Annotated in this window: 10 protein-coding genes; 9 read left to right on the top strand and 1 reads right to left on the bottom strand. The window is 70.9% G+C overall.

The window, feature by feature from the left end:
* Positions 1–128: 128 nt before the first annotated feature.
* Positions 129–803, top strand: coding sequence for an HAD family hydrolase (locus WS45_RS16960; protein ID WP_044843419.1), 675 nt, complete (start codon positions 129–131; stop codon positions 801–803).
* Between the two features lie 102 nt (positions 804–905).
* On the opposite strand, the gene WS45_RS16955 is transcribed toward WS45_RS16960, so the two are convergent.
* Positions 906–1,148, bottom strand: a complete 243-nt coding sequence (locus WS45_RS16955; RefSeq protein WP_059536889.1) for a DUF6566 family protein — start codon at positions 1,146–1,148, stop codon at positions 906–908.
* A 179-nt stretch (positions 1,149–1,327) separates the two neighbouring features.
* Between WS45_RS16955 and WS45_RS16950 the strand changes: the two genes are divergently transcribed.
* The 8 genes from WS45_RS16950 to glgB all read left to right on the top strand — a co-directional run bounded on the left by WS45_RS16950 (position 1,328) and on the right by glgB (position 15,384).
* A complete protein-coding gene (locus WS45_RS16950) occupies positions 1,328–2,023 on the top strand; it encodes an MgtC/SapB family protein (RefSeq protein ID WP_059536892.1) in 696 nt (231 codons plus the stop codon).
* Positions 2,020–2,358 (top strand): hypothetical protein, encoded by a 339-nt coding sequence (locus WS45_RS16945; protein ID WP_059700827.1) that lies wholly within the window; start codon positions 2,020–2,022, stop codon positions 2,356–2,358. Before WS45_RS16950 ends, WS45_RS16945 begins: the two co-directional genes overlap by 4 nt.
* On the top strand, positions 2,355–4,574 hold the full coding sequence (locus WS45_RS16940; RefSeq protein ID WP_059700826.1) for a VTT domain-containing protein: 2,220 nt from the start codon (positions 2,355–2,357) through the stop codon (positions 4,572–4,574). Before WS45_RS16945 ends, WS45_RS16940 begins: the two co-directional genes overlap by 4 nt.
* Positions 4,565–5,332, top strand: coding sequence for an endonuclease/exonuclease/phosphatase family protein (locus tag WS45_RS16935; protein ID WP_059700825.1), 768 nt, complete (start codon positions 4,565–4,567; stop codon positions 5,330–5,332). The genes WS45_RS16940 and WS45_RS16935 overlap by 10 nt, the downstream gene beginning before the upstream one ends.
* A gap of 377 nt (positions 5,333–5,709) precedes the next feature.
* Positions 5,710–6,198, top strand: a complete 489-nt coding sequence (locus WS45_RS16930; RefSeq protein ID WP_059700824.1) for a phage protein NinX family protein — start codon at positions 5,710–5,712, stop codon at positions 6,196–6,198.
* A gap of 185 nt (positions 6,199–6,383) precedes the next feature.
* Complete coding sequence (locus tag WS45_RS16925; RefSeq protein WP_059700823.1) at positions 6,384–9,776, top strand: maltotransferase domain-containing protein; 3,393 nt, start codon at positions 6,384–6,386, stop codon at positions 9,774–9,776.
* On the top strand, positions 9,776–13,186 hold the full coding sequence (gene treS, locus WS45_RS16920) for a maltose alpha-D-glucosyltransferase (RefSeq protein ID WP_059701020.1): 3,411 nt from the start codon (positions 9,776–9,778) through the stop codon (positions 13,184–13,186). The genes WS45_RS16925 and treS overlap by 1 nt, the downstream gene beginning before the upstream one ends.
* On the top strand, positions 13,183–15,384 hold the full coding sequence (glgB, locus tag WS45_RS16915; protein ID WP_059700822.1) for a 1,4-alpha-glucan branching protein GlgB: 2,202 nt from the start codon (positions 13,183–13,185) through the stop codon (positions 15,382–15,384). The genes treS and glgB overlap by 4 nt, the downstream gene beginning before the upstream one ends.
* Positions 15,385–15,412 lie beyond the last annotated feature (28 nt).

Below are 15,412 nucleotides of genomic sequence, written 5' to 3'. Positions count from 1 at the left end.
GCGATTGTACCAGCGGCAAATGACACGTCGCCGCCGGGACATGGCGATGACACGGCCGCGCGCCGATAATGCGTCGAAGGCCTTTTCGCGGACGATTCGCCCGAATTTCATCGGGCCAGGAGATTCACATGCGCATTGAAACGTCGTTTCTGTTCGATCTCGACGGCACGCTCGTCGACAGCGTCTACCAGCACGTGCTCGCATGGAAGGAAGCACTCGATGCCGAGGGCATCGAGCTGTCGGTGTGGCGCATCCACCGCAAGATCGGGATGAGCGGCGGCCTGTTCCTGAACCAGTTGCTGCGCGAGACGGCCGGCGACATCGACGCCGAGCGCGTCGAACGGCTCGCGCGGCTGCATGCGGCCGCGTACCAGCGGCTGCGCGCGCAGGTCCGGCCGCTGCCGGGCGCGCGCGAGCTGCTGGCCGCGCTGTCGAACGCGGGCATCCGCTGGGCGATCGCGACCAGCGGGCGGATGGAAACGGCCGCCATCAACCTCGAGGCGCTGGGCGTCGATCCGGCGAAGAACGTGGTCGTCACGCGCGATCAGGTCAAGTATGCGAAGCCGGATCCCGATCTGTTCCTGACGGCCGCCGCGAAGCTGAACGTGCCGATCGAGCATACGGTGGTGGTCGGCGACAGCATCTGGGACATGCTCGCCGCGAGCCGCTGCCGCGCGCTGGGCGTCGGGCTGCTGTCGGGCGGTTACGGCAGCGACGAGCTGGAACGCGCGGGCGCGCTGCGCGTGTACGACGATCCGGCGGATTTGCTGTGGCACCTCGACGAGATCGCGGCGCGGCCGTGAGGCCCGAATCGTCCGCCTGACCCGCGGCGCCGGCCCTCCGGCGTCGCCTTCGTCGGCGCGTCGCCCCGCGTGCACGCATCCGGCCGCGCCGGTCGGGTCGGATCAATCGTCGTCGACGCGCTTGTCGACCAGATAACGCCCGCGCTCGACGCCCGCGCGCAGCGCCTCGTCCTCCGTCTTCCATTCCAGGCCGTCCGGCTCCGGCACGTAGAGCTCGATGCGCGCGCCGTCGACATACACCTGCACTTCGTCATCCCACGCGCCGCGCGCGTTGCGCCGCGCCCAGACGCGAATCTCGTGGCCGCGATACGGGTCGCGCACCTGTGCGTCCTGTTGATGCTGCATGCTGGCCCCCTGTGCTTATCTGCGATGGCGATGCAAAAAATGCGCGCCGCACGATCGCCGCGCGCGCCGTCGGCCCCCCGCGCACAAGCCGTGCCCGCTGTCCGGCCGCCCGGCACGCACCTTGCGTCCCTTTTGCGCACGGACCGCTCCGGAACGCCAGACAAAAAAGGGAGGCCACGATGATCGGCCATTTGGAACTCCTCGGACGCCTGCTGCTCGCCGCGCTGCTCGGCAGCGTGGTCGGGCTCGAACGCGAACGGCTCAACTGGGCCGCCGGCCTGCGCACGCACATGCTGGTGTGCGTCGGCTCGGCGCTCGTGATGCTCGTCTCCACCTTCGGCTTCGAAGACGTGCGCGGGCAAAACGGTGTCGTGCTCGATCCGTCGCGGGTCGCGGCGCAGGTGGTCTCGGGCATCGGCTTTCTCGGCGCCGGCTCGATCCTGCTGCGCGGCGAAGTCGTGCGCGGGCTGACGACGGCCGCGAGCCTCTGGGCGGTGGCCGGCGTCGGCCTCGCGGCGGGCGGCGGCATGTATGTCGGGTCGATCGGCGCGACGGCGATCGTGCTCGCGATCCTCGCGGGCGTGAAGCCGATCGAGCGTCGCTTCATCGCGCAGCGGCAGCAGCGCACGCTGCGGCTCGTCGTCGAGCGCGGCGGCCTGACGCTCGGCACGCTGCACGACACGCTCGGCACCGGCCGCGTGCGCGTGAAGCGGTTCATCGTCCAGCAGTCCGACGACGATCCGGATACCGACGACATCTCGGTGTCGTTCTCGCGCACGAGCGGCGCGGAATTTGCGGCGATCTGCGAAGCGCTGCAAGGCATCGCCGGCGTGCGGACCTGCAGTCCCGACACCTCGTCAAGGAGTTTCGCGTGACCCCGACCGAACTGCTCTCCTACCTCGTGACGAGTCAGCTGGCCGCGCGCATGCGCAGCGGCACATGGCTCACGACCAGCCAGGTGGTCGGCGCGCTGCGCGCATGGCTCGCGTGCCGTCACGCCGAATGCGGCTGGCTCGACCGGATCCGGATCGCGAACGCGTCCACCACGATCGCGCAAGGCATCTACGAGATCGCGGCCGCTTACGGCGATCCCGACAGCGGCGAACGCATCCGGATCGACGCCGATTCGCCGGAACTGCTGGCGCTGCGCGCGCGTTGCGACGCGCTGCTGCAACGCATCGACGGCGACCCGGACGTCGATGCCCGATGATCGTGCCGGACCGCATGCCGCGCACCGCATTCGCGACGGCAGGCCCCGACGACGCGGTTGCCGCCCCCTCGCACACGGACGAGCCGGCAAGACACGGGCTGCTCGAATGCGGTCGCAACTGCGACACGATCCGCGATGCGGACCGCTTCGCGATGCTGGTGGACGGCGACGCATATTTCGCGACGCTGCGCGCCGCGCTGCGGCGGGCGCGCCACACCGTCTTCATCGTCGGCTGGGACGTCGACAGCCAGATGCATCTGTCGCCCGCCGACGCCGGCGACGGCCTGCCCGACACGCTCGCCGCATTCCTGCACGCGCTCGCGGCCGCGCGGCACAACCTGCGCATCTACGTGCTCGCGTGGGACTTCGCGATGATCTACGCGCTGGAGCGCGACTGGCCCCCCGTCTATCGCGCCGCGTGGCGTGCTCACCGCGGCATCCGCTTCCGGCTCGACGACACGCATCCGCGCGGCGCGTCGCATCACCAGAAGCTCGTCGTGATCGACGACCGGCTCGCGTTCGTCGGCGGGCTCGACCTGACGCGCGAGCGCTGGGATACGCCCGCGCACGCGGCCGACGACCCGCGCCGTCGCGATGCACGCGGGATGCCGTACGGGCCGTTTCACGACGTGCAGGCGATGTTCGACGGCGACGCGGCCGCCGCGATCGGCGAGCAGGCACGCTCGCGCTGGCTCAATGCTTGCGGGCGTCCGATCGCGATCCGCGCGCAGCGGCATCTCGAGCGTGACGAAGACGTCGATCCGTGGCCGCCCGGCGCGCGCGTCGACATGCGCAACGTGCGGCTCGGCATCGCGTATACGGCGCCGGGCCACCGCGGTCGCGAGCCCGTGCGGCAGGTGCGCGCGCTGGTCGAGGACACGATCCGCGCCGCGCGCCGCCACCTGTACATCGAAAACCAGTATTTCACTGCGACGGTGGTGCGCGAGACGCTGTCCGCGCGGCTGGCCGACGCGCACGGGCCGGACGTGACGGTCGTCGCGCCGCGCGTGCAGAGCGGCTGGCTGCAGGAAGCGACGATGGGCGTGCTGCGCGCGCGGCTGCACGCGACGCTCCAAGCCGCCGACCGCTTCGACCGCTACCGGCTGCTGTATCCGCATGTCGACGGCCTCGGCGACACGTGCGTGAACGTGCACAGCAAGATCCAGATCGTCGACGACGAATGCATCGTGATCGGCAGCGCGAACCTGAACAACCGGTCGATGGTGCTCGACACCGAATGCTGCATCGCGCTCGTCGCGGCCGGCGAGACGCGCATCCGTGCCGCGATCGCCGGGCTGCGCGACCGCCTGCTGGCCGAACATCTCGGCACGACGCCGGCGGCAGTGGCCGCCGCGTTCGCGGAAGCCGGCCGGCCGAACGCCGCGCTCGACCTGTTGCGCGCGAAACCGGGCCGCACGCTGCGCACGCTCGACCCGGCCGTGGCGCCGCAGCTCGACGCGCTGGTGCCGGTCAGCGCGCGGCTCGACCCCGAACAACCGATCGAGCCGGACCGGTTCGTCCGCGAGTTCGTGCCGCGCGAACAGCACCGCTCGCTGACCGCGCGCTTTTTCGTGCTCGGCGCGGCCGTGCTGCTGATCGCCGCACTCGCGCTCGCGTGGCGCTTCTCGCCGCTCGGCAAGGCGCTGAACGTCGCGTCGCTCGCACATGCGGCCGCCCACGCCGCGCAACTGCCGGGCGCACCCGCGCTGCTGCTGGCCGGCTACGTGGTCGCGGCGACGCTGTCGGTGCCGATCACGCTGCTGATCACAGTCACGGGCCTCGTGTTCGGCGCGTGGCCGGGTTTCGCGTATGCGTCCGCCGGCACGATGGCGGCCGCCGCCGTGACCTACGGAATCGGCCGCTGGCTCGGACGCGACGCGGTGCGCCGGCTCGCCGGCGCCCGCGCGAACCGGCTCAGCGAACACATCGGCCGGCGCGGCGTGGTCGCGATGGCCGTGCTGCGGCTGCTGCCGGTCGCGCCGTTTACGATCGTGAACCTGGTTGCCGGCGCATCGCACATCGGCCTGCGCGACTTCCTGGTCGGCACCGCGATCGGCATGCTGCCCGGCATCGTGCTGACCGTCACGTTCGCGCACCAGCTGACCGCCGCGTTCAGCCATCCCGGGCCCCGCGCGTTCGCGTGGCTTGCGGCGATCGGCGTCGCGTTGGTCGGCGTGTCGGTGCTGCTCGTCAGGGTGCTGCGACGATGGCGCTGAGCCGGCAGCCGGCCCCGCCGCCGGACATCGTCACGTCGGACGCCCCGCCCGCCGCCGCGCCCGGCGGGCGCGACCTGCGGATCGCGACGTACAACATCCGCGGCGGCTACGGCGCATGGCCCGCGCGCGCGGCCGACCGGATCGCGGCAGTCATCCACGAACTCGACGCGGACGTGATCGCGCTGCAGGAAGTGCCGCTCGGCGGGTCGCGCGCGCCCGACGTGCTCGCGCACCTGCGCGACGCGACCGGCATGCACGCGGCGGCTGGTCCGACCATCGACACGCCGGAGCGCCGCTACGGCAATGCCGTGCTGTCGCGCTGCCCGATCCGCGCGGCGCGCACGCTCGACCTGTCGTTCCACCAGCGCGAGCCGCGTGGCGCGCTCGATGCGGACATCGACTGCGGCGCGGGCACGCTGCGCGTGGTCGCGACCCATCTCGGGCTGTCGGCGAACGAACGCAGCGCGCAGGTGCAGCGGCTGCTCGCCGCGTTCGACACCGGCGCGATGCCGGTGATCCTGATGGGCGACATCAACGAATGGTTCGTGCGCGGCCGCGCGCTGCAGACGCTGGTCACGCGGTTTCGCCGCGCGCCGGCGCCGCGCACGTTCCCGACGCTGTGCCCGGTGTTCTCGCTCGACCGCATCTGGATTCATCCTGGCGAATTGCTGGTCGACGTGAACGTGCATCGCAGCATGCTGGCCCGGCACGCGTCGGATCATTACCCGCTCGTCGCGCGAATGCGCTTGACGTCCTAGGGCCTGCTCACGCTAATAACGGGCTTGCGAACGTGCCTTGCCGGTCGTAGTGCAAGGAGCAGGGAGCGCCGTTTGGCCGAGCCAAACGCCCCGAAGGAAGTCCCCTTGGGGGACAAGCGACGTGCGACGCCGCAATGCGGCCGGCAAGGCTCGTTCCCCTGTTCCGAAAAAATTCATTCGTGGGGCTGGCCTCCAGAAGGGCCGATCGCTGCGTCATGCTCCTTGCGAATACGTCGAGTATTCGCTTCGTCGCATTCCTTGCGCTCGGCCCTTCTGGGGGCCAGCGCAAGCCCATTATTAGCGTGAACAGGCCCTAGCCTGGCACGCCGCTTGCGCACGCGCCCCACCGCGTTGACGAACCCTGACGGAGCTTGCCCATGCGAACCGACGAACTCGCCGGAACGGCCCTCGACTACTGGTGCGCACGCGCGTTGTGCGCGGACGACGAAGACACGCTGTGCTTCACGGCCGTCGAGCCGCAACTGATCGTCACCGCCGCGTGCGACGCGTTGCGGCGCCTCGACGCGCGTTTCGCGCCGTCGGCGTCGTGGGCCGACGCGGGAGCGGTGCTCGATCGCGTCGGCGACCTGCGGATCGCACGGCGCGGCGACGGCGTCGAATGCGACGCAAGCTTCATCGACGGCCCGTCGACCTGCGCGGCGCGCGCGCCCGATGGGCGAACCGCGCTGCTGCGCGCATTCGTGCGGGCGCGCTTCGGCGACGACGTCGATCCTCCGCCGCCGTTCGCGCACCGGATCGAGCGCGGGACGCCGGTGCGTTACGACCCCGGAGCGCCGCTTCCCGAAGCAGACGCCGATCCTGCCACCGGCGACCGTTCGGACATCCGCTCGATTCCGCGCATGTGACGGCGCCGAACGCGCCGGCGCCGCCCGGCGCGCAGTGCAGCGACCGTACAGCGCTCATGTAAAAACGACAGGAGTTCCGCATCCGGCGTCCCGCACGCACGTTGCCGCGCGGGGCGCCGCGCCGCAGGCACGCGGGTTGCGGCGCACGGCCGTTACCGTTCGCCGCCGCCCGCTCACGCCATGCCATGAACGTCACGCCACCCTTCGCCCCACACCTCTACTTTTGCGACGCCCGCCTCGTCGGTCCGCTCGACGTATGGCCCGACACATTCGCCCACATCGCGGGCATGGGCTTCGATCACGTGCTGATCGGCGGCTTCTGGGCCGCCAGCGTCGCGGGTTTTCCGCGTCACGTCGCCGACTTCCACCGGCCGGCCGCGACGTTCGCGACGCGCGCCGGCGCGCTCGAGACGTTCTCGCGGCTCGCGCAGATCGCGCACGGCCACGGGTTGCGCGTGATGCTCGAAGTGATACCGGACCGCATCGCGCGCGACAACCCGCTGCGCGCCGAGCATCCGGACTGGTACGTCGAGCGCTCGCACGACGACGCGCTGATCGATCCGCGTCGCGCCGCGCATGAACTCGACGTCGCGCATGCACAGGTCGGCGAGGACGCGACACACGACGCGCTCGCCGCGTGGTGGTGCGCGCATCTCGCCGCGTTCGCGGACGCCGGCGCGGCCGGCTTCCTGATCGACGCGCCGCATCATCTGCCGGCCGCGTGGTGGCCCGGCTGGCGCGCGGCGCTGCGTCGCGCGCGCCCGGACGTCGCCGTGCTGGCCGGCGTGCCCGGCCATGCGCGCGACGCGCTCGCGCAATTCGAGGCGGCCGGCTTCGACGCGGTGTTCTCGTCGGCACGCTGGTGGGATCTGCGCTCGCCGTGGTTCGCGGACGAACACCGGCTGCTGCGGCGCATCGGCTCGCCAATCGCGTTTCCCGACGCCTATGACGGCCCGCGTCTCGCCGACGACTGGCACGACGCGCCGGACGAGACGCTCGCCCGCGCGTATCGCCGCGCGTTGTGGACCGCGGCGGCGCTCGGCACCGGCTGGCTCGTGCCGATGGGCTTCGAGCGCGGCGTCACGCTGCCGCTGATGGCGCGCGACGCGGACGCCACGCGCTATCGCGCCGCGTTCGACGATGCGCGTTTCGACCTGTCCGGCGCGATCGCCGACGCGAACGCATGGCGCCGTGCGACGCCGCTCGCGGCCGAGCGCGGCGAAATCGCGCAACTGAGCGCGCCCGGCGCAGCCGCGACCGCGCTGTTGCGCGGCACCGGCCCGTCGCTCGAGCACGACGACGCGGCGCTGCTGATCGTGCTGAATCCCGATCTCGATGCCGATGCGCCGGTCGATCCCGCCGCGATCCTGCCCGGCGTGCCGGGCGGCTTCACGCACGTCGCGACACCGGACGGACCGCATCGGCACGCGCTCGTCGCGCTGCCCGCCTTCACGCTCGAACCCGGCGGTCATGCGTTGCTCGACGCGTCGCACGCGCCGCCCGCGACCACGCGCGCCGATGCCGCCGACGAGCGCACCGCGCTGTCCGCCGCGCTCGCGGCCGACCGGATCGCGATCGAGCGCGTCGAACCGGCCGTGGACGGCGGCCGCTTCGCGATCAAGCGCGTGATCGGCGAAACGTTGGTTGTGCACGCATCGATCTTCTCGGACGGCCACGCGCATCTCGCGGCCGCGCTGCAATGGCGCGCGGACGACGAGGACGACTGGCGCGAAGTGCCGTTCGTCGCGGAGCCGAACGATCGCTGGCACGCGCGCATCGCGCTCGACCGGCTAGGCCGCCATGCGTTCCGCGTGATCGCGTGGCGCGACGACTGGGCGTCGCTCGCCACCGACATCGCGAAGAAACACGCGGCCGGCCAGGACGTGACGCTGGAAGTGCGCGAGGCGCAGCTGCTGCTCGCGACCGCGCTGAAGCGCGCCGCGCCCGCCGATCCGCGCGCGGTCCGGCAGATGGAGCAGCTCGCGGCCGACTTCAAGGACGCGTCGCACGAACACCGGCTCGCACTGATCGGCGACCCCGCGCTGGCCGACGCGTACGCGGCGCTGCGCCACCGCCCGTTCGTCACGCACGACAAGACCGTCTATCCGGTCGAGGTCGAGCGCCGTGCCGCGCGCTTCTCGAGCTGGTACGAGATGTTCCCGCGCTCGGCGAGCAACGACCCGCACCGGCACGGCACGTTCGACGACGTGATCGCGCAGTTGCCGCGCATCCGCGACATGGGCTTCGACGTGCTGTATTTCCCGCCGATCCATCCGATCGGCACGACCGCGCGCAAGGGCCGCAACAACACGCTGAAGGCCGGCCCGGACGACGTCGGCAGCCCGTACGCGATCGGCTCGCCCGACGGCGGCCACACGGCCGTGCATCCGCAGCTCGGCACGCTCGCGTCGTTCCGCACGCTGGTCGATGCGGCGCGCGCGCAAGGGCTCGAGATCGCGCTGGACTTCGCGATCCAGTGCTCGCCCGACCATCCGTGGCTCGCCGCGCATCCGGGCTGGTTCGCGTGGCGGCCCGACGGCTCGCTGCGCTTCGCGGAAAATCCGCCGAAGCGCTACCAGGACATCGTGAATCCCGACTTCTACGCGCCGGATGCGCAGCCCGACCTGTGGCTCGCGCTGCGCGACGCGGTGCTGTTCTGGGTCGACGCGGGCGTGCGGATTTTCCGCGTCGACAATCCGCACACGAAGCCGCTGCCGTTCTGGGCATGGATGATCGCCGACGTGCGCGGCAAGCATCCGGACGTCGTGTTCCTGTCGGAGGCGTTCACGCGGCCGGGCATGATGTACCGGCTCGCGAAGGTCGGCTTCTCGCAGTCGTACACGTATTTCACGTGGCGCGAGACGAAGCGCGAGTTCATCGATTACCTGACCGAGCTGACGGCCGGCCCGCCCCGCGAGTTCTTCCGGCCGAACTTCTTCGTGAACACGCCCGACATCAATCCGCGCCACCTGCAGAACGCGCCGCGCTCGCAGTTCGTGATCCGCGCGGCGCTCGCGGCCACGCTCGCCGGGTCGTGGGGCCTGTATTCGGGCTTCGAGATCGGCGAATCGGCGCCGCTGCCCGACAGCGAGGAATACGCGGATGCGGAGAAATACGAAATACGCGCGCGCGACTGGAACAAGGCCGCGCACATCGGCGCCGAAATCGCACGTTTGAACCGCGCGCGGCGCGAGCATCCGGCGCTGCAGACCCACCTCGGCCTCACGTTCGCCGACGCGGACAACGACCAGGTGCTCGTGTTCGTGAAGGCGACGCCCGCGCACGACAGCGTCGTCGCGGTCGCGATCAGCCTCGACCCGTGGCATCCGCAGGCCGCGAATTTCACGCTCGACGCGTCGCTGTGGCGCAGCTTCGGGCTCGTCGACGGCGAACCGCTCGACGCGCTCGAACAGGACGCCGCGCATGCCGAAACCTGGCGCGGGCATCGCCAGTACGTGTCGCTCGACCCGCACGTCCGGCCATATGCGATCTGGCGGCTCTCGCCGTCCCCCGGCGCCGCGCGAGCGGCGGCGCCCGAGCCGGGCGACGCCCGACACCCTTCCGGAGCACACGCATGATGAAACGCGAAGACTCCCTCGACGACGTGCGCCGCGCGCAGTTCCCGTCGCTCGCCCCGGCCGGCACGCCGCGCCGGCGCCGGTCGCGGCGCCGCGCGCCCGCGCTCTGCGCGGACGATCCGCTGTGGTACAAGGACGCGATCATCTATCAGGTGCACGTGAAGTCGTTCTACGACTCGAACAACGACGGGATCGGCGACTTCCCCGGCCTGATCATGAAGCTCGACTACATCGCCGAGCTCGGCGTCGACACGATCTGGCTGCTGCCGTTCTACCCGTCGCCGCGCCGCGACGACGGCTACGACATCGCGGATTATCGCGACGTGCATCCCGACTACGGCACGCTGACCGACGTGCGGCGCTTCATCCGCGAAGCGCACGCGCGCGGGATCCGCGTGATCACCGAACTGGTGATCAACCACACGTCGGACCAGCATCCGTGGTTCCAGCGCGCGCGGCGCGCGAAGCCCGGCTCGATGCATCGCGACTACTACGTGTGGTCCGACACCGACACGAAATACGCCGGCACGCGGATCATCTTTCTGGATACCGAAACGTCGAACTGGACGCACGACCCGATCGCCGGCCAGTATTACTGGCACCGCTTCTACTCGCACCAGCCGGACCTGAACTTCGACAATCCGGCCGTCGTGCGCGAGGTGCTTCAGGTGATGCGCTTCTGGCTCGATCTCGGCATCGACGGGTTGCGGCTCGATGCGGTGCCGTACCTGGTCGAGCGCGAAGGCACCAACAACGAGAACCTGCCGGAGACGCACGCGATCCTGAAGCGCATCCGCGCGACGATCGACGCCGAGTATCCGAACCGGATGCTGCTCGCGGAAGCGAACCAGTGGCCGGAGGACGTGCAGGAATACTTTGGCCGCGAGGACGAATGCCACATGGCGTTCCACTTTCCGCTGATGCCGCGCATCTACATGTCGATCGCGAGCGAGGACCGCTTCCCGATCGTCGACATCATGCGGCAGACGCCGGCGCTCGCACCGAGCAACCAGTGGGCCGTGTTTCTGCGCAATCACGACGAGCTGACGCTCGAGATGGTGACCGATTCCGAGCGCGACCTTCTTTGGCAGACCTACGCGTCCGACCGGCGCGCGCGGATCAACCTCGGCATCCGGCGCCGCCTCGCGCCGCTGATGGAGCGCGACCGGCGCCGCATCGAGCTGATCAACTCGCTGCTGCTGTCGATGCCCGGCACGCCGGTGATCTATTACGGCGACGAACTCGGGATGGGCGACAACATCCATCTCGGCGACCGCGACGGCGTGCGCACGCCGATGCAATGGTCGTCGGACCGCAACGGCGGCTTCTCGCGCGCGGACCCGGAACTGCTGGTGCTGCCGCCCGTGATGGGCTCGCTGTACGGCTATGACGCGGTCAACGTCGAGGCGCAGACGCGCGACCCGCATTCGCTGCTGAACTGGACGCGCCGCATCCTGTCCACGCGCCGCGCAACGCAGTCGTTCGGGCGCGGCACGATCCGCTTCCTGCGCCCGGAGAACCGCAAGGTGCTCGCGTACCTGCGCGAACTCGAAGGCCACGAGACGGTGCTGTGCGTCGCGAACCTGTCGCGCTCGTCGCAGGCGGTCGAACTCGACCTGTCCGAATTCGCGGGCCGCGTGCCGATCGAGATGACGTCGGACTCGGCGTTTCCGCCGATCGGGCAGCTCACTTACCTGCTCACCTTTCCGCCGTACGGGTTCCTGTGGTTCGTGCTGTCCGAGCACGGCCGCGAGCCGTCGTGGCGGCAGCCGCACGCGGAGCCGCTGCCCGAATACGTGACGATCGTGATGCGGCGCGGCGACGTGCGGCCCGACGTCGGGCAGCTGCATACGCTCGCGCACGATGCGCTCGCGTCGTGGCTCGCGCGGCGGCGCTGGTTCGCGTCGAAGGACCGCAAGATTGGCGATGCGTGGCTGAATGTCGTCACGCCGATACCGGACGAACCGTTCCAGTATGCGGAGGCATGGGTGTCCGCGAGCGACGGTGGCGTCGAGCGTTACGTCGTGCCGCTGGCCGCCGCGTGGGGCGGCGAGACGTCGCATCCGCTGTTCGCGCAGCTCGCGCTCGCGCGCGTGCGGCGCGGCCACACGGTCGGCTACCTGACCGACGCGTTCGCGCTGCCCGCGTTCGCGCGCGGGATGCTGCGCAAGCTGCGCGACGGCGCGACGGTGCCGACGTCCGACGGCGGCCGCCTCGACTTCCTGCCCGAACATGCGCTCGCCGCGCTCGACCCCGGCGACGACGCCGAGGTGCGCTGGCTCGCTGCCGAGCAGAGCAACAGCTCGCTCGTGATCGGCGACGAGATCGTGCTGAAGCTCGTGCGCAAGGTCGCGCACGGCATCCATCCGGAAGCGGAAATGAGCCGCCACCTGACGCGGATCGGCTATGCGAACACCGCGACGCTCGCCGGCGAAGTCGTGCACGTCGATCCGGACGGCTCGCCGCATACGGTCGCGATCCTGCAGCGCTACGTCGACAACCAGGGCGACGCGTGGACGCGTTCGTTCGACTTCCTGAAACGCGCGGTCGACGAGCTCGCGCTGCCCGCCGTCGCCGACGGCGAAGCGGCCGAGCCCGACGAGGAACCGGACGCGCTGCTCGGCTACGCGGCGTTCGCGGGCATCGTCGGCACGCGGCTGGGCCAGCTGCACGTCGCGCTCGCGCAGCCGTCCGACGACCCGGCCTTCACGCCGGAGCGCGCGACACCCGAACACGTCGACGGCTGGTGCCTCGACGCGATCGCGTCGTTCAGGCACGCGCTCGACGTGCTGGCCACGCGGCTCGATGCGCTCGATCCGGCCATGCGCGCCGCCGCCGACACGCTGCTCGCGTCGCGCGACGCGGCCGTGCAGGCGCTCGGCGAACTGGTGCCGCGCACGCTCGACGCGCAATGCACGCGGATTCACGGCGATTTCCATCTCGGCCAGGTGCTCGACGTGCAGGGCGACGCGCTGCTGATCGATTTCGAGGGCGAGCCCGCGCGGCCGCTCGAGCGGCGCCGCGCGAAGTCGCATCCGCTGCGCGACGTGGCCGGCTTCCTGCGCTCGCTGTCGTACGTGAGCGCGACCGCGCAGTTCGCGATCGAAAAGGCGCCGCCGCAGGCGGCCGGCCGCAAGCGCGCGCTGTTCGACCGCTTCGGGCAGGCCGCCGCCGACCGCTTCGTCGAATGCTATCGCGCGGCCGCCGACCAGGCGCCCGAACGCTTCGTCGACCCGCGCTACGCCGATCGCCTGCTCGCGCTGTTCCTGATCGACAAGGCGTCGTACGAACTCTGCTACGAGGCCGCGAACCGCCCCGACTGGCTCGGCGTGCCGGTCGGCGGGCTCGCCGCGCTCGTCGAACGCCTGCTCGACGCGGACCGCACACCCGACAACGGAGGCACCCGATGACCGACACGCTGTTCGATCGCCGCGATATCGATGCGCTGCTCGCCGGCCGCCACCCTGACCCGTTCGCGTGCCTCGGCCCGCACGGGGATGCCGGGCGGATCGTCGTGCGTGCGCTGCTGCCCGGCGCGCGGCGCGTGCGTGCGGTGACGCCCGACGGCGACGAACTCGGCACGCTCGCGTGCGTCAACGACGCCGGCTGTTTCGCGGGGACGCTCGCGCACGACGGCCATTACCGGCTCGCGATCGACTGGCCCGACACGCGCCAGGTGACCGACGACGCCTATGCGTTCGGCATGCTGCTCGACGACGCGGCGCTCGCGCGTTTCGCGGCCGGCGACCCGGCCGCCGTGCTCGACTGCCTCGGCGCGACGCCCGCGCGCATCGACGGCGTCGACGGCGTGCGCTTCGCGGTCTGGGCGCCGAACGCGCAACGCGTGTCGGTGGTCGGCGACTTCAACACATGGGACGGCCGGCGGCATCCGATGCGGCTGCGGCGGCCGTGGGGCGTCTGGGAGCTGTTCGTGCCGGGCATCGGCGCCGGCGAGCATTACAAATACGAGCTGTGCGCGAGCGACGGACGCGTGCTGCCGCACAAGGCCGATCCGTGCGCGCGCGCGACCGAGGCGCCGCCGCGCACGGCGTCCATCGTCGCCGACACGGCGGCGCTCGACGCGTTCGCGTGGCACGACGACGGCTGGCTGCACGCGCGGCCGCACGCGGACCGCCGCTTCCGCATCCCGTGGTCGATCTACGAGGTGCACGCGGAATCGTGGCAGCGCGTGCCCGAGGAAATGGACCGCAGCGCGACCTGGGACGAGCTCGCCGAGCGGCTGATCCCGTACGTGCACGGCATGGGCTTCACGCACATCGAATTCATGCCGATTTCCGAGTATCCGTTCGGCGGCTCGTGGGGCTACCAGCCGCTCGCGCAGTTCGCGCCGTCCGCGCGCTTCGGGCCGGTCGACGGCTTCGCGCGCTTCGTCGACCGCGCGCATGCGGCCGGCATCGGCGTGATCGTCGACTGGGTGCCCGCGCACTTCCCGAACGACCCGCACGGCCTCGCGCAGTTCGACGGCAGCGCGCTGTACGAGCACGCCGATCCGCGCGAAGGCATGCATCCCGACTGGAACACCTGCGTGTTCAACCTCGGGCGCAACGAGGTCGGCGCGTTCCTCGTCGCGTCGGCGCTCGCGTGGGCACGGCGCTATCACGTCGACGGAATCCGCGTCGACGCCGTCGCGTCGATGCTGTACCGCGACTATTCGCGCAAGGAAGGCGAATGGGTGCCGAACGTGCACGGCGGGCGCGAGAATCTCGAATCCGTCGCATTCCTGCGCACGCTGAACGACACGCTGCACGGCGCGCTCGCGCCGCAGGGTGTCGTCACCTTCGCGGAGGAATCGACCGCGTGGCCGGGTGTCACCGCGTCGACCGGCGACGGCGGGCTCGGCTTCGACTTCAAGTGGAACATGGGCTGGATGCACGACACGCTCGCGTATCTGCGCGAGGATCCGATCCATCGCCGCTATCACCACGACCGGATGACGTTCGGGCTCGTCTATGCGTTCTCCGAGCGCTTCGTGCTGCCGCTGTCGCATGACGAGGTCGTGCACGGCAAGGGCTCGCTCGCCGCGAAGATGCCCGGCGACGCGTGGCAGCGGCTCGCCACGCTGCGCGCGTACTTCGGCTTCATGTGGGCGCATCCCGGCAAGAAGCTGCTGTTCATGGGCAGCGAATTCGCGCAATGGGCCGAGTTCGCGCACGACGCGACGCCGCATTGGGACCTGCTCGACGCGCCCGCACATCGCGGCGTGCAACGGCTCGTGCGCGACCTGAACCGCGTGTACGCAACCGAACCGGCGCTGCATGCGCTCGACTGCCACGCGGAAGGCTTCGCGTGGCTGATCGGCGATGATCGCGACAACAGCGTCTTCGCGTTCGCGCGCCGTGACGACGTCGGCCGCCTCGTGGTCGCGGTCAGCAACTTCACGCCGGTGCCGCGCGCCGGCTATCGCATCGGGCTGCCCGCGCCCGGCCAGTGGCGCGAACTGATGAACACCGATGCGGCCGTGTACGGCGGCACCAATGCCGGCAACGACGGCGCCGTGTGGGCGGAGGCCGTGCCCGCGCACGGCGAATCGTGGTCGGCCGCGTTGCGCCTGCCGCCGCTCGCGACCGTATGGCTGAGTCCGGCCTGACACCCGGCGACCTCGACACGGAGACCCT

Origin of the sequence: Burkholderia sp. RF2-non_BP3 (assembly GCF_001522185.1) — a bacterium.
Classification (GTDB): Bacteria; Pseudomonadota; Gammaproteobacteria; order Burkholderiales; family Burkholderiaceae; genus Burkholderia; species Burkholderia diffusa.
This window is presented reverse-complemented; position numbering and strand designations above follow the sequence as displayed.

Bases quoted from the DNA above. Each gene is read 5' to 3' on its own strand.
- WS45_RS16960 (WP_044843419.1), top strand. From the start codon at position 129: ATGCGCATTGAAACGTCGTTTCTGTTCGATCTCGACGGCACGCTCGTC.
- treS (WP_059701020.1), top strand. From the start codon at position 9,776: ATGAAACGCGAAGACTCCCTCGACGACGTGCGCCGCGCGCAGTTCCCG.
- WS45_RS16930 (WP_059700824.1), top strand. From the start codon at position 5,710: ATGCGAACCGACGAACTCGCCGGAACGGCCCTCGACTACTGGTGCGCA.
- WS45_RS16925 (WP_059700823.1), top strand. From the start codon at position 6,384: ATGAACGTCACGCCACCCTTCGCCCCACACCTCTACTTTTGCGACGCC.
- WS45_RS16955 (WP_059536889.1), bottom strand. From the start codon at position 1,148: ATGCAGCATCAACAGGACGCACAGGTGCGCGACCCGTATCGCGGCCAC.
- WS45_RS16950 (WP_059536892.1), top strand. From the start codon at position 1,328: ATGATCGGCCATTTGGAACTCCTCGGACGCCTGCTGCTCGCCGCGCTG.
- glgB (WP_059700822.1), top strand. From the start codon at position 13,183: ATGACCGACACGCTGTTCGATCGCCGCGATATCGATGCGCTGCTCGCC.
- WS45_RS16940 (WP_059700826.1), top strand. From the start codon at position 2,355: ATGATCGTGCCGGACCGCATGCCGCGCACCGCATTCGCGACGGCAGGC.
- WS45_RS16935 (WP_059700825.1), top strand. From the start codon at position 4,565: ATGGCGCTGAGCCGGCAGCCGGCCCCGCCGCCGGACATCGTCACGTCG.